The organism is Candidatus Absconditicoccus praedator (assembly GCF_021057185.1).
GTDB lineage: Bacteria > Patescibacteriota > Gracilibacteria > Absconditabacterales > Absconditicoccaceae > Absconditicoccus > Absconditicoccus praedator.
Map to the genome: position 1 here is coordinate 381,332 of NZ_CP054059.1, position 21,489 is coordinate 402,820.

16 protein-coding genes and 5 tRNA genes are annotated in these 21,489 nt (G+C 31.8%); 1 reads left to right on the forward strand and 20 read right to left on the reverse strand.

All coding sequences use genetic code 25. The features are described from left to right. The 12 genes from rplT to cysS all read right to left on the reverse strand — a co-directional run bounded on the left by rplT (position 1) and on the right by cysS (position 5,493). Positions 1 to 348, reverse strand: a complete 348-nt coding sequence (rplT, locus tag HLG78_RS01870; RefSeq protein ID WP_231180123.1) for a 50S ribosomal protein L20 — start codon at positions 346 to 348, stop codon at positions 1 to 3. Further along, entirely contained in the window at positions 348 to 545 is a 198-nt protein-coding gene (locus tag HLG78_RS01875) for a large ribosomal subunit protein bL35 (RefSeq protein ID WP_231180126.1), read from the reverse strand. Before HLG78_RS01875 ends, rplT begins: the two co-directional genes overlap by 1 nt. Beyond that, positions 545 to 1,072, reverse strand: coding sequence for a translation initiation factor IF-3 (infC, locus tag HLG78_RS01880; RefSeq protein ID WP_231180129.1), 528 nt, complete (start codon positions 1,070 to 1,072; stop codon positions 545 to 547). The genes HLG78_RS01875 and infC overlap by 1 nt, the downstream gene beginning before the upstream one ends. A 30-nt stretch (positions 1,073 to 1,102) precedes the next feature. Beyond that, positions 1,103 to 1,176 (reverse strand) — tRNA-Glu (locus tag HLG78_RS01885). 8 nt (positions 1,177 to 1,184) lie between these two features. Next, positions 1,185 to 1,258, reverse strand: a tRNA-Arg gene (locus tag HLG78_RS01890). 14 nt (positions 1,259 to 1,272) lie between these two features. Continuing rightward, a tRNA-Ala gene (locus HLG78_RS01895) sits at positions 1,273 to 1,346 on the reverse strand. A gap of 16 nt (positions 1,347 to 1,362) precedes the next feature. Beyond that, positions 1,363 to 1,445 (reverse strand) — tRNA-Tyr (locus tag HLG78_RS01900). A 5-nt stretch (positions 1,446 to 1,450) separates the two neighbouring features. Next, a complete protein-coding gene (locus HLG78_RS01905; RefSeq protein ID WP_231180133.1) occupies positions 1,451 to 1,705 on the reverse strand; it encodes a hypothetical protein in 255 nt (84 codons plus the stop codon). 22 nt (positions 1,706 to 1,727) lie between these two features. Beyond that, positions 1,728 to 1,801 (reverse strand) — tRNA-Gly (locus tag HLG78_RS01910). Between the two features lie 75 nt (positions 1,802 to 1,876). Continuing rightward, complete coding sequence (locus HLG78_RS01915; RefSeq protein WP_231180136.1) at positions 1,877 to 2,896, reverse strand: DUF2304 family protein; 1,020 nt, start codon at positions 2,894 to 2,896, stop codon at positions 1,877 to 1,879. Between the two features lie 90 nt (positions 2,897 to 2,986). After that, positions 2,987 to 4,000, reverse strand: a complete 1,014-nt coding sequence (locus HLG78_RS01920) for an SDR family NAD(P)-dependent oxidoreductase (RefSeq protein ID WP_231180141.1) — start codon at positions 3,998 to 4,000, stop codon at positions 2,987 to 2,989. Positions 4,001 to 4,008: 8 nt separating this feature from the next. Further along, positions 4,009 to 5,493: a cysteine--tRNA ligase gene (gene cysS / locus HLG78_RS01925; protein ID WP_231180144.1), complete on the reverse strand. Its 1,485-nt coding sequence runs from the start codon at positions 5,491 to 5,493 to the stop codon at positions 4,009 to 4,011. Positions 5,494 to 5,628: 135 nt separating this feature from the next. Between cysS and HLG78_RS01930 the strand changes: the two genes are divergently transcribed. Beyond that, entirely contained in the window at positions 5,629 to 6,123 is a 495-nt protein-coding gene (locus HLG78_RS01930) for a DUF177 domain-containing protein (protein ID WP_231180147.1), read from the forward strand. Between the two features lie 71 nt (positions 6,124 to 6,194). Here HLG78_RS01930 and HLG78_RS01935 read toward each other — a convergent pair whose 3' ends face one another. The 8 genes from HLG78_RS01935 to HLG78_RS01970 all read right to left on the reverse strand — a co-directional run bounded on the left by HLG78_RS01935 (position 6,195) and on the right by HLG78_RS01970 (position 21,368). Continuing rightward, the gene (locus HLG78_RS01935) at positions 6,195 to 6,860 is read right to left on the reverse strand and encodes a hypothetical protein (protein WP_231180150.1); all 666 of its coding nucleotides are present in this window, start codon (positions 6,858 to 6,860) and stop codon (positions 6,195 to 6,197) included. A gap of 108 nt (positions 6,861 to 6,968) precedes the next feature. Beyond that, positions 6,969 to 8,228 (reverse strand): hypothetical protein, encoded by a 1,260-nt coding sequence (locus HLG78_RS01940; protein ID WP_231180153.1) that lies wholly within the window; start codon positions 8,226 to 8,228, stop codon positions 6,969 to 6,971. 169 nt (positions 8,229 to 8,397) lie between these two features. Next, on the reverse strand, positions 8,398 to 10,848 hold the full coding sequence (locus HLG78_RS01945) for a hypothetical protein (RefSeq protein ID WP_231180155.1): 2,451 nt from the start codon (positions 10,846 to 10,848) through the stop codon (positions 8,398 to 8,400). A 98-nt stretch (positions 10,849 to 10,946) separates the two neighbouring features. After that, entirely contained in the window at positions 10,947 to 11,468 is a 522-nt protein-coding gene (locus HLG78_RS01950; RefSeq protein WP_231180158.1) for a transposase, read from the reverse strand. Between the two features lie 236 nt (positions 11,469 to 11,704). After that, positions 11,705 to 15,340 carry an S-layer homology domain-containing protein gene (locus tag HLG78_RS01955; RefSeq protein WP_231180162.1) on the reverse strand — a complete coding sequence of 1,212 codons (3,636 nt, stop codon included), beginning with the start codon at positions 15,338 to 15,340 and terminating at the stop codon, positions 11,705 to 11,707. A gap of 302 nt (positions 15,341 to 15,642) precedes the next feature. Further along, complete coding sequence (locus HLG78_RS01960) at positions 15,643 to 17,061, reverse strand: ComEC/Rec2 family competence protein (protein WP_231180164.1); 1,419 nt, start codon at positions 17,059 to 17,061, stop codon at positions 15,643 to 15,645. A 22-nt stretch (positions 17,062 to 17,083) separates the two neighbouring features. Next, positions 17,084 to 17,959 (reverse strand): polysaccharide pyruvyl transferase family protein, encoded by an 876-nt coding sequence (locus tag HLG78_RS01965; protein WP_231180166.1) that lies wholly within the window; start codon positions 17,957 to 17,959, stop codon positions 17,084 to 17,086. Beyond that, entirely contained in the window at positions 17,865 to 21,368 is a 3,504-nt protein-coding gene (locus HLG78_RS01970; protein ID WP_231180169.1) for a helix-hairpin-helix domain-containing protein, read from the reverse strand. Before HLG78_RS01970 ends, HLG78_RS01965 begins: the two co-directional genes overlap by 95 nt. Positions 21,369 to 21,489 lie beyond the last annotated feature (121 nt).

Sequence of the window (21,489 nt, forward strand, 5' to 3'; positions counted from 1 at the left end):
CTACTTCAACACCTCATCATGTATTTTATCAAAAACCTCTGGAAATGCAACAGCAATATTTGACAAAACTTTTCTGTTAAGCCTTACATCTTTTTTAGTCATTTGTCAAACAAAAACACTATATTTAGAACCTCTTGCTCTTAGAGCTGCTGACAATCTTTCTATCCAAAGCCTTCTAAAATCTCTTTTTTTAAGCTTCCTTCAAATATAAGCATTTTGACCCTGCTTCAACAAAGCCAATCTTACCTGCTTATAGACATTGTTTCTTCACAACCTAAATCATTTTGTTCTTTTAATCAACGTTTTATGTCTTCTATGCCTTACTTTTCAGTTAGTTATTCTTACCATTATCCTGCCTTATAAGGAATTAAATTTCTTATTTTTGTAGACTCTTTTTCTGACAACCTTCTTCAATACAAGTCTTTCCTAGGTGCTGCTCACTTGTTTGTCAATAAATGACTTCTACCTGCTTTTTTATGCAATAACTTTCATCTTCATGTTACTTTAATTCTTTTTTTCATAGAACTATTAGACTTCAACTTCATTACTGTTTAATCTTAGCAAATAAAACCACACTATATCACTTCTTTTCTTTTTTAATTCACTGACTTTTACTCATATCTACAAATGCCTGCTCTATAGACTCCAATCTTTCATAAAGCTTATTTGCAAATATATTTTCCCTACCTCTAAGTTGTCACAATATTTTAACTGGATGTCAATCCCTTAAAAACTTTTCTATTTTTTCTTTTTTCATTTCAAGATCATTGTCTCAAATATTATAAGAAAACTTTACTTCTTTCATTTGCTTTCATTTTTGAGCTTTTCTTTTTTCTGCGTCTTCTTTCTTTTTTTGGTACATAAACTTTCAAAACTCCATAAGCTTTGCTACTGCAACATTATCTTTGGAGTTAAAACCTATCTGAATAACATCTTTTTCTTCTTCTTCAGCTTTCTTTATGGCGTCATCTTTTTTAAAAACCCCTAACTTTTCTCAATCTTCACTTATGAGCATAATATTATTTGCCCTAATATATCAATTAGTTATGACCCTTTGGAAGTCATTTTTCATACAAAAACATATACAAACTAAAATCCGCCTCGTCCCTGGCGGGATTCGAACCCGCGATCTCTGGCGTGAGAGGCCAGTATCCTAAACCACTAGACGACAGGGACAAACAACCTACACCCGGGAGGACTCGAACCTCCAACCTACGGCTTAGAAGGCCGTCGCTCTATCCTGTTGAGCTACGGGTGCTTTTAAATAGAATATGGAGCCGAGGGGATTCGAACCCCTGACCCCCTGCGTGCAAAGCAGGTGCTCTAGCCAGCTGAGCTACGGCCCCGCTATATATTAAGATATGGGCAGGGCAGGATTCGAACCTGCGTAGCCGTGAGGCGGCGGATTTACAGTCCGCTGCATTTGACCGCTCTGCCACCTGCCCATTTATTACTCTACCATGTTATCACTTGGCACTCAGAAACTATCATCAACACCTCATCAAAACTCTGTCACTCAAAACATCATAAGCAAACCAAAAACCATCAAAAAAAATCCAATCAAAACATAGGCTTGCCTAGTTCATCAAAGATATGCTTCTGCCCACTGCATTGATCAAAATACTCTAACTAACTGAGCCGAATAATAAACCAAAAGACCTCATGCTATACAAACAAACAAGCCCAGTATTATTCTTCAAATCATTTGACAAGCTAGGTGTTTAAAAAGCGGGCAACGGGACTCGAACCCGTACAAGCAGAGCTGAATTCTGCTATGCTACACCAATTACATCATGCCCGCATATACAAAATTTCTTACAAAGTATTTATCTTTATAATGATTTATTTTTAAAAATCAAGAAAAGTTTTAAAAAAATTATCTATAAAAAAACTTTTTATAAATTATTTCTAGTAAAATTTTTATAGCGTTCAAATTTTTTTGTCATTTTGAAATACTATATTGAGTATACTGGATATTTACTGGCACCATGTCATAAGAGAGGTTATTTACTCTAATGCTGTCTATTATTTCAGAAGCATAAGCCATACCATCAGAATTTATATTTATCTTATCAAGAGAATTTATATTTATTACTCTAAATCAATTATGAGGATCAGTGATATTCACTCAATTTAGTATAAAAGTTATAATTTTAGCTCACCGCAAAATGATTCTTCTTAAAATAGGCATATTTCTCACTCCTACTCAATCAGCAAACCTGTTTCATAAATATATATCTTTTAATGGGTTTTTAGCTATTTTTTTGCGAAATAATTTCATATCTTCTATGTTCATTTGTCAATCCGCATCAAAAGTAACCATCCACCTAGCTCAAATCCAATAATTATTTTTCCTAACAAACTCAAATCAAGTTTGATTTGCTGCTCATCATCAACGATTTACAAAATGGTGTATATCCATAATCAATGCATCTTCATTTTGCTTTTTTATATTATCCAAAACAAACTGAGTATTATCAGTAGATCAATCATCAACAATAACAAGCTTTTTGTATCAGTAATCTATTATATTTTGCAAAACATCTCCTAACACTTGGGATTCATTATAACATCTTACCAAAAAAACAAAATCATCCTCATATGAGTTCATCTTTGAAGATTTTTTTTGGAGATCTTCCAATGAGTTGGACCAAAAAAACTCTTTGATTGCCCATATTGTAATATTTTGGGTTGTAATCTTTTCTTGTTTTGTAATTTTGTGAAAAAGCTCAAAATATAGATACAACAAAAATACTATTGCCATATAAACCAACAAATCTGCTCACCTTTGAAGCCCAAACATGTTACCAAACATGTCCAAATATTCTTCCTGAAAAGCAAAAAGCACTACCAGACAAATTCACACAAAAAAAGTGAAAAAATGAACCAGATTCATTCACTTTCTCTTATACGCATCAAAAAGAAACAACATAAAAACAAAACCAACTAATATAAGAAAATACTGAAAAAGAGTCATTATTATAATTTAATCTAAATACATCTTTTTTGTATAACTCCAAGCTGACTCTACTCCTTCAGACAAAGATTTTTGAGCAGACCATCACAACTGATTGTATGCCTTTGAAACATCTGCAAAAGATGACTGAGGCAAAGATGGGTCAGAGTCTTCATAGTTTATGGAAATATTTTCTCAGGTAATATTTTTTGCAATATCTAACATATCATTGAAGCTTGTTCATTTTCAAGTTCAAATATTTATAGCATCAAAACCTACTTCTTTTTTTCTCAAGTTTTCAAAGGATAGATAAAATGCTTTGGCCACATCCTCTACATGCACAAAATCAAAAACTCTACTTCAGTCATAAGTATTTAGATTTTTTCAATATATGGTAAGATCATCATTCATACCACACAAGGAACCCAAAATCTCACCAAGCATAGTTTTATCCATCACAGTAAGATCTTCTCATATATTACCACATGAAGATGCTCACACAACCTCAAAAAGCCTTAGAGAATAAATATTGAATCATTTTCTTTCTGAAAGTTCTCTAAGTATTATTTCCATAATTAGCTTAGTTGCTCAATAAGGTGTATACTCACCAAAACGAGAATTTTCACTATACGGAGGTTGAGAGTTTCTGTGAGCATAAACATCAGAAGAAGAAGCATTTACTAAATTTTCGATATTATATTTTTCCATAAGCTTAAAAAGACCAAAATTTGTAAAAATATTGTTATCATAATAAAAAAACATTTTTTCTTTACTTTTTATAGCTCATTTTTGTGAAGCCATATGAACTACACCAACTATATTTTCATACAAATTGAAAACTCTTTCCAAAGAAACTGTATCCTTGATATCTACCTGATAAAAGTCCGGAAACTGTCCAGTAGACTTATGCAGTTTGGTAACTATATCATCATTAGAATTTGAAAGATTATCTACTATTGCAACCTCATAACCTTCTTCCAAAAATTTTTGTGCAACGTGAGATCACACATATCAAGCACCTCAAGTAATTATTACAGTTTCCATCAATTTTATTAAACTTCTAAAGATTTATGTTGGACATCATATCAGTTGGGTTTATCAACTATCATATATCATTGCTCATTTATTTTATCTCTGATCTCATCAGCTTTTTTATAATTTCACTCCTGCTTGTATCTGAACCTTTCGTGAGCCATCTGTTTGATATAATCTGGAACCTTCAAAGAAACTTTCTTGTCCAAAATACTTATAGCAAGATCAAAAACATTTATTTTCAAAACATTTTTGTCAAACCAATGCAAAACCATCAACATTTCATAATTTGCCGATCAAATATACTTATTGATCGCAGCCAACAAAGATGGTGTATTTAGATCATCAAGAATACTACCAGAAAGCTCCCTTAAAAAATCCTTAGCATCTTTGGTATCAAGTTTTTTTTCTAGTTCTGAGTATGTAAGACCACTTGAATTCACAGTTCTTATATGTTTGAACAAAGAAAGCTTTTTTGCTAAATTATGCCTAGTTTGTTTTGATTGATACAAAAAAGACCAATCAAAATCAAGAAAACTTCTATAGTGTCAAGACAATAAAAAATATCTGAAATCCTCTGATTCAAACCCTTTGTTTTCCAATTCCGGCAAAGACAAAGTGTCTCAAGCAGATTTTGATATTTTTCAATTTTTCAACTGCAAAAAACTACAATGCATCCAGTATTTTACCCAAGGATGATTATCTGCAAAACTATATTCACTTTGCACTATCTCATTTGTATGATGAGTTTGTATATGATCAGTACCTCAAGTATGAATATCAATATTTTTTCATAAAGTGCATTTTGACATTGCAGAACACTCTATATGCCAACCTGGAAATCATACTCACCATGGAGAATCCCATTCCATATGTCTTTTTTCTCAACTTGGAGAAAACTTCCACAATGCAAAATCTGTAGGATTTTTTTTGCCTCAAACGTCCACCCTTGCTCAATCCCTCAATCATTCAAAAAACTTATCGCGATTTGGTCATATAAGCTTTCAGTAATCATCAACCTTGGATGTGTCCAAATAGATTCAGTCTCATTCTATCTTGTACACAAGTCATTGGTCTTCTAACTGCTGGATTATTTCTATTTGCTGTTGAATATAATCAGTTGCTCTTGGAAAATTATCAAAGTTTAGATGTAATTTTTTTATTATATCTTTGAACACTCACTCATAATAAGATGCTATATCCCAGGCAGTTTTTCATTGTTTGGTAGCAGCCTTTTCAAGCTTATCTTCTCAAGAATCTGCATCGTCAGTGAGATGTCAAACATCTGTAATATTGATCGTATGCAAAACCTTATAACCCAAAACATTTCTTATAACATCAGAAAGTAGTCAAGCAAAAACAAAAGACCTCAAATTTCATATATGAGGCATAGAATAGACAGTAGGACCACATGTATAAATTGCAACATAATCTTTTTCTTTATTAAAAAAAGGCTCAAATTTCTCCTTCTCCCTGGTTAGCGTATTATAAACAAAAAAATCCATAAAATGGGCATTAAATATAAATTAATATTTATTTTAAAGAAAAATATTGATTTTTCAAGAAATTGTAATATAAAAATATTGCATTTAGATATATATTTTTTATTATATTTGTACTTTAAATCTAAAAAATATTAAATGGAAACAAAATGAATTAAAATAAAAGTTTCTGACATTCTTCAAAATCCTTGAAGCACTGACACAATTAAATTTGAAAAAAGAAAAATCAAACAACTTCCAAACACAACCAAAAATTGAATAAGTTGAACACTACAAATACTATGAATGGATGAAAAAAGCCTACTAGCAACATTGGAAGATGTCAAAACTAGTCTACTACAAAAATGTGAAGTAAGCTGAAAAGAATTTGTCCAAGATATAGATGTAAAAAAATATGAAATGAAGTTTTTGATGCCTTGACTTGACTTACCTTATGAAGAGTTCACAGATGAAATTGGTTATATCAACGAAAAAGATATGACAATAGACATACAAGAAATGTTATACCAAAGCATAATTCTAAACATTCCTACCATAATAAAATCACCCGAAGCAGAACAACTCAAACCCACATTGGACGACAATTCAGAAGATTCAGAACCTCAAAACAAAGTTAGGTGGATTTACAAATAAGTTTTAGATAAAAATTTTTAATAACTGACACAAAAAAAATAATATTAAAAAAACCGGATACATATCCGGTTTTATTGTTCTACCTGTATATCTTGTGGAGAAACATCCATTTCATCAGGCTGATCTTGTATAGGTTGGTCTTGCATTTCTTCTGGATCTTGTTTCTGAGCATCTGGCAAGTCTTCATAATATTCGTATATCTCATTGGCAGTCTCTTCTTCTCAAAGCTTCCACAATATATTTGCAAAATTCAATAAGTATTCATTTATTCAAGTTTTTTCATGTAGTTTTTCCATATACTCCAATGCATTATAACAATACTCTTCATAATCTTCAGAACATATCTCTTCATACAACAAAGCTGTTTGAGAGTATATATGTTCATTCTCCTCAAATGTACCAACATCCATATCAAGATAATTTTCTAACACTACTATTGCTTTTCATATCTTTCATAGATCTGAATAAGCCAAAGAAACATTAAATATATCCTCTTGAGAATGGTAGTTTTGTGACTTAATATCTTCTATTCTTTGTTGGAAATGCTCTTTATCCTCTTCTTCTGCTACAACATCTCATGTCATTGCCAGAAGCTGCTCATCTCACTCCAAAGAAAGCATATTTGTAGATATATACCAATTGTGATAAGCAAAGTATCCTACAAAAACTATTATCAAAACTAGTAAAAGGTATGAAAAATATTTCAAAACATTATCAATTAATAAATTTTTATCCATAGCTTTATTTCAAATCTAAATTTTATGAAACTGATACTAATTATTTTTAGCAGTTTTTCAAGCTTTTGTACATAAAATCAACAGCAAGACAATAGCAAACAACAAAAACTAATATCTATATGTTTGCCATCTCATAGGGAGTCAAGTATTTGAATAATCACTAAGATTTTCTATTCTTCATCAAAATCAATCTCAAATCACCACATTATCTAGCCTAATTTCTCTTGTAGTAGAACTAACTGATCATTTTCTGGATATTTCAAGTTGGAATGTTTGAGATGCTCAAGAAGAAATAGTATAACTACCATTTTCATAAGAAAATACCAACTTGTTGTCTTTTATATCTTCTTTTGTTTTTGAATCAAAAACTTCTCTTGAATCAGACTCATACAATACAAACTCTGCATCTTCTGAAATCTGTTGGAGAAAAGATCACTGAACCTGAAATATGATATCATGTATTTGCAGCCTGTCATTTGATGCCAACAAATCAAATTTATAAGCTATATTATAGCTAGGCTGAAACTGATCTGCTGGCTTTCACATAATATCAGCCTTCAAAAGCAAAGTTGTTTGAGGCCTTGAAGTGTCTACACTTACTGACACATAATTTCCGTTGCTTTCTGATATCGCCCTAATTCATCAAACACTACCAGATCTTGCTGATGGAGGCTGTCATATTTTGAACTCTAGTTCTCATATATGTTCTTGTATAGAGGGTCTATTGAATTCTGCTTTTATATCAAACATCACATACTCATCTCTTGGTATTACATAATTATCAACATCTATATGAATATAATTATCATCTTTCACATATCCTACTCATACCTTTTCTCAGTCTACAAGTATAGACACATCTTTTACCAAATAGTTCAAATCAAGCTCCTCTCATATGTTTTCCAAGTACACATCTTCAAGTCTTATATTATCAAATCTTGCTTCTATCCCAAAACTCAATACATCTTTCATATCTTCAATTTTCTCGTCTATTTGATCTTGGCTTTGATCGTCTTGTGTTTTGTCTTCTTCATCATCTACTTCTTCTTTTTCGTCTTCTTGTTCTTTTGTTTCTTCTGATGGTTTATCATCTTTTTGTTGTTGGTAGTTTTCCTGCCAAACAACAATAAAATCTTTGATAGACTCAAAAACAAAGTTTATTCTTGGATTGGATGAATACTCTTCAAGTCAAGCCTCTACCCTTGATAAAACAACATCAGCCCTTTCTGGATTGTCCTGAAATACTTGTTCAGCTCTAATGAAAAACTCCTCCAAAACTTTTTGGTCTTCCTGGGAAAGCTGGTATGCATTAGCATATCAAATAGAAGACATAACTATAGCAAACATTATAACAATAATTTTTTTCATTTTTTTATATATAATATTAAATTTTATAGGGTCTCAATAAATAATACGAGAAAAAATTGTTATTGTGACAGTTCGCGCCCGGGCACGAAACGGACACGAAAAAAACTCCACAAAGTTAGAATAGCAATTCTTTTTGTGGAGCTTTTGGGAAAAATATAAATTAATTTTTTTATAACTCTTGGTATCTTTGATATGAAAGATACCTGATATAATCAAACATAATTTTTTCTTGTGGTGGATAAGATGCAGTAGCTTGTCTAATTACTGACGAAATATATCTATATTGTTGTTGTTTTTCTTGATTTGTTGTGGTGGTATTGGAGATTATTTGATCTGCCTTGCTCATAAACTCTTGGGCTACCAAATACTGTTCTCTAGTAAGTGATACATCTTCTTCTTCATCATCAGCAACATCCTCTTCAGGTTTATCCTGATCTTCAAATTCTTCCTCCAAATCATCTGCTCTATCCTCAACATCCTCTTCATCATACTCATCTTCTATTTGTACAGCATCTTCCTCTACTGGCTGTATTCAAGACACATCATCACCTCATCATTTTTCATAATTGTATCTTGTAGGATCAGAGTATCAATGTTCTGAACAGTTATTATAATTGTTGTCTTCATCAAAACATGGCACATAATTGAACCCTATAGCAAATCAAGCCGGATTTCAAGATATTTCAGTTGTTATTGGATTACTATAATCGTTTATATACTGTCTATAATAAGTCGCAGAATGAGGCTGTAGATTAAAATCAAAACTTTCAAAATTTTCCACCAGATCTATATCTATCCTCATAGTGTCTTCTTCAAAATAATCTTCTTGTGATGGATCTCCCAAGAGTATATCATGAAAAGTAAGTTTGTACAGTCAGTCATTCTCTTCTTGGATGAATGCATCATAATCGTTATCCAACTGTATCTCCTCTGTAGGAATAATAGAAGAATCTTCACCTAATTGTAGATAAAAACTAATCTCTTCTATAAAGTATGTAGTTTCTTTGTCTGAACTAATTTTAAGCTCTCCAATTGTATATCAAAGGTTACTGTCATCCACTCATGCATCACTGTCTGGGGTTGAAAAGCTAAAATCAAGCTCTCATTTGTGTTCTTTTTTATAATCAAATTCTATTTCTATATCGGATGTTATTAGTTGGTTGATTTCTCATACACCTAGAGAAATAGTATTTGATTTTCTATCATTTACAGAAATATTGAGTTCAACTTCATCTTCTTCCTCAAAAGCTTTTGGCAAATCAAACTCTACATACGATCACATATTACGATAACCAAATATATTTTCTTCATGACGATCTTCTTCTATCTGTCTCATTTCATCACGGATTTCTTCTCTTTCATCCACAGAGGTTGCCTCATCTACTTCTTCTTCTTTGTCTGGTCTCCAACTTTCTTCCCATTGTGAATACTCAGACCAAACATCATATTCTTCTCAATTTATCTTAATATCTACATAGTCTGTATCTCATCTAAAACGATCTCAGTAAACTTGTACAGTATCACCATCACTAATTCTAATAGATGATAGATATGGGGCCTTTAACCATTCAGCATTAAATACATATCTTGGAGAAACTCAATTAGAAGAAACAAAATACATATCATACAAATCTCTTGCATCTTCTACTCAAAAATCATATGAATTGAATCTTTCAGTAGGTTTATTCTGATAAAAGAAATAATCTTCATCATCCTCATCTAAATACTCATCAGCATATCTAGAAGGATAATGTTCTTTTAGGTATTCCTCTTCATCATTATCATAAACATCCTGCCATGTTGGAAATCTAAACATAGATTCGTTGGCTACTCATGCTATATAATCATCAGTCATCTTGTACTCATTGATAAATGTAGTATAACTTCAAGGTACATCACTATCATCGAATTTTAATTCCAACTGGTCATTATTGTCTTCAAAACCTAGGTAAGACATATTGTCAAAATAATCATAAGAATTGTCTACATGATATGTAGGAGTAATAAAATCATTTTCTGTATAAACATTTATCAAAAGTCTTGGAGCATTCCAAATTTCTTTGTAGTCTTCAAGATCTTCATCATATTTCTTATCAAAGTCTATCTGAATAGCATTTTCACTATGTGAGACATCATAATAATCATCATCAATACTATCATAATTGATATCTACATCATCAATTTTTGACAAGAACTCTCCATCATTTAGGTATATATCCATATATCTACCCTCCACAGACCAAGAAAATTCTACATCTTCTATATAAAAATCTTGATATTGAGGAACGATATCTACATTTGATGATTCATACCTAATAGTATCAGCATCTCAATCTTCATCTGTTTCAAATACTTTTCATATCAAAGTAAATCTTCACTCTTCATTAAATTCAAAAGGAAAAGTGATCACATTTCAATCTCTTTGTGATGGTGTGAGAGATTCATCGTTGAACTCTGCAGAAAAAGAGTCAAAAGAACTAATATCTCATTCTGCATAAACTTTGGCTTGACTGTCACTCAAAAGAATATTTTTAATTTCTATTTCTGGATCGTCTGCATTTGCAAATCAAGCAAACATAAAAACCACCAAAAGCATAATAAGACTAAGTTTTGTTTTCATTTCTTTATTTTTTTGAAAATATAAAATATATCTAATTATAAAATTCCTCCCAAAAATTGCAAACCTTTTTCTCTATCCGCGCCCGGGCACGAAAAGAACTAGAATTCCAAATCATCCAAGATTCATATTTCCTCACTCAAAGTTAAATATTGTTTTTTTTTTGTTTCATCCAGCATATGATAGCTAGTATAATCCCAGTCTTTTATATCTTCTACCAGTCAATGTTTCACAGGATTGAAATTAACATATACAAAACATTTTTGTAGATAAGCTTCATCCTGAATTGGTTTTGATTTGAATCTTCACTCAAAAAATTGTCATTTTCAAAGAGAGTGCTTAATTTTGAAAAATTGAGAATAAGACTGTTGTAATTTTCTCATAAAATTGGATATATAATACTCGTCATCTGATTTAGAAATTAGTATGAAATGGAAATGGTTGGGTAAAAAGCAGTAAGAGGCTATATCTATTTTGGAGAAATCATCTTTGTTGTATCTAAGCATAGTTTTATAAAACCTATCGTAATCTTGATGATCATAGAAAATGGTTTGTTTGTCAAAACCGCGATTATATATGTGATAATAAGTATAAGGATATAATTGAATATATCTTATAGGCATCTTTATATTTTGGATATAAATCTGTGCCCGGGCGCAGATATTATAAAATTTTTTCTATTTACTTCAAGATAAATTTAGCGCCCGGGCGCGAAAACACCCTCCCCTCAACTTTGTAACAATCTTTTGCCGTAGAGCCCTTTTCTTCTCGTGCCCGGGCGCGATAAGACTACAAAAAAAAGCCCGGACTATCAAAGTCCGGACTTTTTGTGGAATGTATGGTCAACTATACCCAAAGCTTAGTAAGAATAACTAGCCCAAGGAGAGTTTACACCAACATTTCCGTATCTAGATATTCTTTCACCAAAACCATAATTTTTGTCATATTCAGAATCTGGACCTTCTGGATCGAAGTATCTCACATGAGTATCAGAATAATCAACATTAGAGATTCTTGTTTCTCTTGTTTGATCATCATCTGTTTCTCATCTTATTTCCAATCTGAATGTTTCTGTACTTCCTGCACTTATAGACATGTATTCAGATTGATCATCTATATTATCTGCATCATCACCAGTACCAAATGCCATATGATTTCTATCATTATCATTTATACCAGTTAGATTAGATATTATTTCATCATTGTCGTTGTACAATTCAAGATCTACTTCTCAGTCTACATTAACTCCATCTATTTGGAATTCTACTCCGTAAATTCTAGCTCTTCTGTTTTCATCTGCTGTGATTGTGAATTCGTATGCATTTGTAGAACCTGCTTCAAATCCATCAACCATAGCTACAGTTGGCTTTGTTCTAGCAAATAGATGTACTCTAGATGCAGCTGTTCAAGTTATGTCAGTATCTGACAACTCATCACCACTACTATCAGATACTAGTCTCAGACCATTTTCTACACCACTTACTCATTGATCATGATCATCGATTGTTAGATGTATATCTTTACCTAGATCTTCTGCATCGTCTCTATCATGTAGAGCGATTCTTACTTCAAAAGTCATAGGATCATCATCTCTCAACATTATAGGATCACTGCTTCCTATAGAAAAGTGCATAGTATCTTCATTTATTACACTACCTTCTACTTCTCTATCATCAGCTACCAATGTTGCAGATCTGATATCATCAAGTTCTAGTTCATTATCACTACCAGTACCTACATATAGATCAGTAAGTCTAATAGTATCATCACTTGCTTCTAGTTCAAAAGCAAATGCATTTCTTTCTTGTGTAGATGGAGTAAGAATAGATCTAGAAGGATTATCACTACTAGATGACAATTCTACATCACCAGATTCAATAAATGTATATTTTGTACCTGGGAAGTTTCTGATGTTTTTCTCATCTTCACCAAGTCTTTCATTACTTGCTATACTTCTAGCAGTAACATCTCATGTACCTGAAAGAGTAAGCTGGAATTCATCATCTTCATCTACTGAAGAAGAGAAATCAGCTACTACTTGATAACTATTAGAACTATTTTGTTCTATAGTTTCTCTAATATCAGAGAAGTTGAAATCACTACTTGTTTCTATAGTTTCATTTCATTTCATAAGTCTGATATTTGAGATATATTGATCACCTATTTGATCAATTTCATCTTCAAACTCAACACCTGTTACTCTGATATCAGAAACATCATTTGCTCTCATAGAGAACCCTAGAAGTTTTACATCTCTAGCACCAGCTACAGCTGTAGAGTCACTTCCTAGACCATCATTTCTTCTGATAGTAAGTTCTGGAGTATCAACATCTACATTAATACCTCTTACAGTACCATCTATAGTAGCTTCTTCATCATTTGATTGGTATCTAACATCACCTGAATCATCACCAAATGAACTTCCAGACATTTCAGCAAACTCAAATTCCATACCTTCAGATCATCTTCTAACATTACCAACTATTTGGATAGAAGAATCGCTATCAATATTGAATGAACCTTCAAATTCAATTGTATTATTATCGTCATCATCCTCATCTCCTGAAGGAGTGTATGTTGATACAGTACTTCCATCTACTTGAAGTCTGAAAGAGTTAACTAAATCAGCTAAATCTCTATCTCCATATCCTGTAAATGTATCAATTTCCATTTCTACATCTTCTACAGTTATTGGTTGCTCTACAGACAAGTTTGCAGCCAAGAATCTTACATTATCAGTACTTGGAGAAACTGACTTAGAAGTAGTATAATTTGTATCTCTACTTAGTATCAAGTCACCACCTCTTACTTCATAATTACCAAGACTCAATCTTGAATCTCAATCATCAAGAGTAACTGAAGCTGAGAACAAAGTAGCTTCTTCTACTATTCTTACATCTGATTCACTTCTTAGTTCAAATTCATAATTATCATCTGTTCTTTCTGCACCTACTATGTCTGCTCTTATTTCAAACAATTCAGTACTACCATCTTGTATTCTTGCATCATCTATTACGAATGTTACATTTCTACCATCATGTACTACATCTGTAGAAACTTCGTTACCATCATTTACAAGTCTTAGATTATCCAAGCTTGATTCTGGATCTCATGTACCAGCATTTCTTACTGTCATAGATCTCAATAGTACATCTTCATCACCACTTTCATTTTCTATATCCATTTCTCACAATACAGCATTTCCTTCTCCTACATTATATGAGTTTTCAGAATCATCACCACCTCCACTAGGAGTTGCTGAAGAAGTAATATCTACTGATGCTACAGAGTATGTAGTTGTTCTCATAAGATTTGTTCTTACAGGGAAGTTACCTGCTGGAGTTACTGAAGATTCTATTTTGTCTGCTGAATCTATAGCAAATCTATGCTCAGAACCACTATCTACATCTTCTCTAAATTCTACTACTAGATCCAAAGTAGAAACATCATCAGCTTGTACTGTCATAGCTGGAGAGAATCTTAAATCTGCAGTATTATCTACAGTCAAACTTTGTCTAGAAGAAACTCTTTTGTTGTCTTGTTCAAACCAAACTCTTCTAATATCATTTCTTGATCCTAGCCCAGATCTTTCTACTTCTATAGAGTTGATTGTCACATCTTCATCTCCTGCAGCAAAATCATATTTACCGAATGTGATAATACCACTATTTGGTACAGATTGATCACTTGGAGAATTAGGATTAAGTGACACTTCAAGCTCACCTTCTACATCGTGATCTTCTTCGTCTTCATCATCTTCATCATCGTGATCTTCTTCATCTTCGTCATCATGATCTTCTTCATCGTAATCTTCTTCATCTTCATCGTCATGATCTTCTTCGTCTTCGTCGTCACCTAGAAGATCGTCAAGAATATCACCAAGATCCATATCATCTTCATCATGATCGCCTGTTTCACCAGCAGCTCTACTTAGCATAAGACCTGCTTCATATCTTAGGATACTTCTATCCTGAGCATTAACATCAGTCTCATTTGTAAGACCAAACTGTCTAGCTGTATCAAAGTATTCAGCCCACCAAGGTTCTGTTGTTTCGTCTTTGTCACCATCTAGAGCTCTAACTGCTACAGTCAAGAATTCTGCTCTTGTTATGTTTGCAGTAGGTCTAAATTCATTATCTGAACCTCTCATAAGACCCAATTGGTAAGCTTTTTCTACAGAATCTGCCAATGTATGATCTACATCATCCATATCTGTATAATTAGGTGCATCACCTTCAGCTTCCATTCCTAGAGTAGTTTCTGCAAAATTCACAAAGAAATGTGCAGCCTGTTCTCTAGTTAGGTTGTCATAAGGTCTAAAGCTATCAACTGTGTTGTAACTTGTAAGACCAGAATCGTACATCCATGCCAAAGCATCGTCAAATTCTGGGTCGTTAAGTGTATGACTTGCTCAGTATACTGCAGACTGTAGAGATTGTGAAACAATCAAACCAGCAGCTGCTATACCTGCAAGTACTCTCTTGTATGTATACATGTTTTGTTTAAATAAGGATATAAATTGGTTAGTATATAAACCAAATCCGTGCCATAATTCAAAATATATTTTGGTACAGCACGGTACGGTACAAATTCTAAAAATTTTCCAGATAAATGCAAGAGATTTTTGTCTTTCTTGCTATAGAAAGGGTATCAACATTCATACAGCTTTTTCTAAAGCAAAATCTTCCATCATCATGTGTACTTGGGCTTACGAATATATGTTTATTTTGTGACAAGTTTTTTTGAGTTTTAGTTTACAGTAATGTTTTTTGATATATAATATAAGTTTTTTGTAAGTTAGGATTGTTTGGGAGGTGTTTTCAAAATATTGTACCAAACAGCAAATACAATGCAAAAAAACACCACAATCCAAAAACTTGACCAAAATCAATGTATAGTCAAATATACTCATCGGCTGGCAAAAAATTCTGCTACATACAAAAACCATCCTGACAGATAATATCACATAGTTTCCAAAAGTTCGAACTGTATTCGGATAGATAAAAATGACAATATCATATATATAGGTAGTAATGGCACCACCAAAAAATTGGCAAAAACTGTATACAAGTTAATTTGATTTACAAAAAAAAGCAAAAAAGGAAACACTCATATACTTGCTCATATAGTAGGATGTAGATAGTTTTTGTAAACTCAGAAAAAAAATCATTTGATATCAGGCAGAATCCTTTGGAACAACAAAATTCACAACAATGCAGAAAAACTCAAAGCAAATCATATATCATACAAAAGAGAGTAGGGATAAACCAACAATACCAATACAAAAGCAATCAACATAGACCTAAAAACCAAAATATTTCTAGCAAACAGTATTGCAAACAAACCCAAAAGTCACATTATCCAAGCACGAAAAATATTGGGAGAAAGTCCCGCCAAAAATGAATAAAAACTCACCACTCACACAATCAAAGGTATCCTCAAATACAAAGGCACCCACAAAAAAGCAAAATGCAAAAACAAAGCCAAAAAAGTCACATGAGTACCACTAGTAGCCACAATATGTACCAAACCTGTATCCAAAAAGTTTTGATAATCGTTTGGATCCATCTGACTTCTATCTCATATCAAAACTCACAAAGACAATCAGTATTGATCATCATCAGATATATTCTCATCAAGAGAACTTATAATAAACTTTTTTGTGTCTTGTACATATCAGGCTGTAGTTGTCTCAAGCAAAACAGAGTTTACTTCATATATACTACCATAATATCATTGGGAAAACATCCATTTATCATAATCAAAATCAAGACTATACACCAGCTCCAAATCCCACTCAAAATCACAAATATTACAATCAACCAAAGCAGGGGAGTAGTTGGAGTAGGTTTTGAGTACATCTCATATAGAATACTCCGCAGAAGAATGAAAAACAAACTCTCTTCAATAACGATCAGACAAGACATACCTTCAATCTGTCATGGTATCCACTATCTGACCTGTTCACACAAAAAAATCTTTGTCTAAATCCTGCAGGTTTTCAAAATACAGATAGTTTGACAAAAACACAGAGACCCCCAACAGTCACATCAACAAAACATAAATGAACAAACTGGACCAAACAGGACGATCAAAATACTTCAAAAATAGCAAATACAAAAAAAATCACACCACAACAAATCCTACATACAAAAAAATATTTTCAAACAAAAGCAGCACCAACAAACCAGACACAAAATAAAACACAACCTGCATTGTTTTCAAAAACAGGTAAATTTTATATTAGTTTGTTAACCTTTTCTTGATATGCAATTGGATAAATATCTTTTCACAAATACTTCAACAACAACAAAAAATGTACTCTTGCACCAACTCAACTATCTGCCTTTTGGAAAAACTCATAAATTTCTTGGATGTTTTTGCAGGTTCGGTCAAAAAGTTGTAGATCTTGGTCTCGTTGTTTTAGAAAACTCCAATACCTTGTATCTTCTCAGATATCTGCTGGGAAGAAATATTTTGGTCAATCAAACTCTTTTATTATTTTGAATATTTTTTGGAAATCGTCTTTGTGGTATACATATGGATTCATATTTACAAGCAAGTTTTTTGACTCAACCTTGCCTTCTTCACATCTGTCAAATACATCCAAAGCAAAATCATGATATAATGTAGATTCAGTATTGTACTTTTTGGATAACATCAGGGAGTCTTGATCTCTTAGGATAATATCACTAGCTTTGGGCAGGATCAATTTGTATAATAGTTTTGTTCTCAAACAATCATCACTTCCTACTCATCAAAGCAACACAAAATTTCAAGTAAGCACACTCCACAAATGCTTGATAGGATACTTCCACCCATCAAACGGAAAGCTTCTTTGTCAGGACAAAACTTCACCTCATCACCAAAAATACATAACATCAGTATCAAATACAAACTTTTTACTATTACGAAAAAAATCAATTTTTTGAGTATCCACATCCAAAAATTTTGTATTGGTGTTTAACCAATGCTCAAGCCATTCGGGGTCAGGAGTTTGTATCCAAAAAGAATGAATCCTATAATTTTTCTGAAGATAATTGAGTAGGCTTATCAAAATCAACTCATCTCAGAAATTCTTGTATCCATAATATCACATCAAAACTGCTTTCATCTAAGTTTATGTTTTTTAGTATAAATTGTTTTTTGTTTTGGAATTGCTCAAGTATTGATAATATATTTTTTTGAGGCAATGTTATATACTTGTTTTTGATTATATCTGAAGCATATTCTTGGTATCTTTGAGGAAGATCAAATAAGTTAGCTTGTGTTACATTATATATATTTGATATGTCATAAGCAATAATTTCTGCATCAAAAATTTCTATTCTTTGCTGTCAAGAATTGATAGCATCTTTTGAGTTTTTGTATATATCATAATAATCAGATATTTTGGATTCTGCAAATACAGGGTATCGCTCGTATTTGAGCTCTTGATTGACAAGATTGACATAGTTTCTGTACAACCTCATTTTATTTTCATAATGGTCTCTATCAGATACACATTTTGACCAGTATTTTCTTGCTCTTTGGTATTTTTGATTTTCTGATGACAGTTTTTCATCAAATTGCTTTTGAGTTTGAACTGCATTTTTGATATTTTCTGGCAAAGAGTATTCTCATCCAAAAAAGCTATCTTGCTGATCAAAAACCCTATATCAATTATTCAGATCACCTCAATAGATCACTGCAGAAGCCGACTCTGGAGGCTGATAGTCTACTTTGTCCATCTTTTGTCAATTTTGTCCAATCAGTTTTAATTTTTGTCAATCATTTGTAAGATACAAACTGTCTTCAAGAGTTTTTACATCCAACTGATTGGGAAATCCATAGTCAGAAGATGATATTATTTTTTGGTGTCATGATCATAATTGTATATCAAACTTTCTTGATGAGCTTCATCGTCAGGCTCATTTAATTTCAAGTGGTCAGTTGTAATCTCATCATACAGACCTAATCAAAACATAAGAGTTAAGCAGATCATCATAAGGATATATTTCTTGGATTTTCAAAGTTCAATTGGTGACAATGTCTTTTGATCTTTTTTGATTTTTAGAATCTTTTTCGTTTTTGAATTGTTTGCACTCCAATAGGTCAATATGAATATTATCGTTTTTTAATATTTTTTCAATCAACTTTTCTCAGATTAAATCTATTTTGAGAAGCTGGTCTTTTGAACATATCGGTCTTTTTTCTAAAATTGAATTCGCTGCAACTTCTCAAACTCAGTCTATCTTCTGTAATCAAGTAAAAGATGCTGAATTTATCTCTATGGATTGGGTAGGAGTAGTTTCGTTTTTAGATTCTGACTTAAAACACTTCTGTGGAGACTCCAAAAATACATTTGAATCAGCTTTCATGTTTTCTATTGTTGTTTCTCAAATACCATCTAATTTGAGTAAATCATGATAATTGCAGTATGGAGTATTTTGCTTTATAGTTTGTGCATGGTTTTTTCAAATTCAGTCAATTTTCTGTAATCATGTAATTGAAGCAGTATTTATCTCTACAGGATCAGATGAGTTGCTTGGAGAATGATTTGAGCTTTCATCGGAAGATTTTTCTTTATTGTCTCTAGTGTTTTTGTTGTCTTTGTTGTCTTTCTCTTTGTTACAGCTGATTCATTCTTTTATAAATATTTTTGGCTTGATATTTTGATAAGTAACCTCTCACACCCCGGGCACGGACTTTAGCTGATTTTTGGAACAAAATTTTCTATTTTCAATTATTTTTGATGCAGTAGCAGATCAAACTCAAGGAAGTGACTCTAGCTTCTTTTTGGATGCAGTATTGATATTAATTGGAGTAGGAGAGTTTTTTGTTTTTGATTCTGATTGATTGGTTGTGTGTGATTCATTATCAGAACTAGTTGATTTTTTAATATTTTCCCGTCAATTTATTTTTCATGTAGTGAAGGTTAGCGATAATCATTTCTCAGACAGCTGTGTGTCTACTTTGTCGTACAATTGCCCAAAGGTATAGTCAGACCTAGCAACCCTAAAAGACATATCATCTTCTACAATATAATCTTGATTTTTCAAATTTTCTTTGAGTTTATAAAAGTTTTTTTTGTATTTGCTTTCTGGAATATATCAAATTTTTTGAGAAGCCATAGTTTCACAATTATCAGTAATTAGTTTTGCATAAATCACAAAGATTTGAGGATAATCATCAGAAGGAGTAAAGTTTCTTGGAGTATTATTGTTTGTATAATTTGGGGATCTAACTTTTTCTCATTGATTATCTTCTATTCGGTATTTTATTTCAAAATCAGTTGCATCAAAATCAAACTCATAAGATACAGATCAGGTAAATATATTTTTATCAGGATGTATCTGAAAATTACACTTATTATCATCTTCTTTGGCAAAATAAAAATCTAATGCTTTAGGAGAAAATCAAGGAGTTGGTTTGTCTATTTTGTCAAAAATCCTATAATCACCAGAATAAGATCAACCAAAGTATGCAGAATAATCAGATTCAAAACTTCAATAAGTTATTTTGTCATGTTTGTCTCAATCTTGATCAAAAAGCTTTAAGGTTTGTCAATTATTTGTAAGATATACTTCATCATCGATTGTTTTGAGGTTTGGGAGATCATTGAATCAGGTATCATAATATGAAATAATCTTTTGTTGTCATGAACCAATTTGTAAATCAAACTGTCTTTCTGATTGTCATCGTCAAAGTCATTTTATACTTACCGATCAGCTATATGCTCATCAATATGAACCTATCTGAATATAATTTGGAAATGTATCAGAATCCAAATGAATTTCAGATATTTTTAGATTTCAAGTAAACATTGGATGATTTTTGGATGATTGATTGGACAACTTTTTTTCTAAATTGTCTATTTTGTCATTAAGTTTTTGATTTTGGTTTGATTTATATTTTTTTTGAGATTTGTAATCATTTAGTTTGTTTTCAAGCTTATCAATTTTTTCTTGTTTTTTAGATTTTTGCTGGGACTGTTCATCTTTATCTCCATTTTCATTATCTTTGTCTTTCTTGTCTTCTTCATTTTTTGATTCATCTTCAGTTTCATCCTTACCGTCTTTCTCGGATTTTTCGTCTTTATCTCCTTTTTCATCATCGCCTTTATCCTTTTTTTTATTCTCTTCTTCATCTTCTTCATCTTCTTCTTTTTTGTCTTCTTCTTTATCATCTTTTTTTTCGTCTTTCTTTTCTTTTGAATCACATACATCATCTATATTATCAAAATCTCAGCCACAACTTTCACAAAATTTTTCAAATAAATCTTCTTCATCTGGAGGGGAAATTTTAATTATATCTTTATTATCATCATACCTAGCAGGTCAAATTCAATCAACTTCTTCTAGCTGTTTTTTCTTACAAAATGGTCTTTGATTTTTTATATTTTCTGCAGTAGCAGGTCAAACTCAAGTAAGATATTCCAAATCTTCCGTAGAAGAGTTGTTTAGATCTATTGAAGATAAAGACAGAGCAATTCAAAAACTTCAAACAAACAAAACACCAAAACTTATAATAAACTTTAGCATTTTAGTTTATTTTGGAGTTAAATTTTTGGAAATTTTATACAAAATTTAAAAAACTCAAGAAAATTTTTTATCCCGGGATAAAAGTATATTTTTTGTATTTTTTCAAATGTTTTATGTTTGT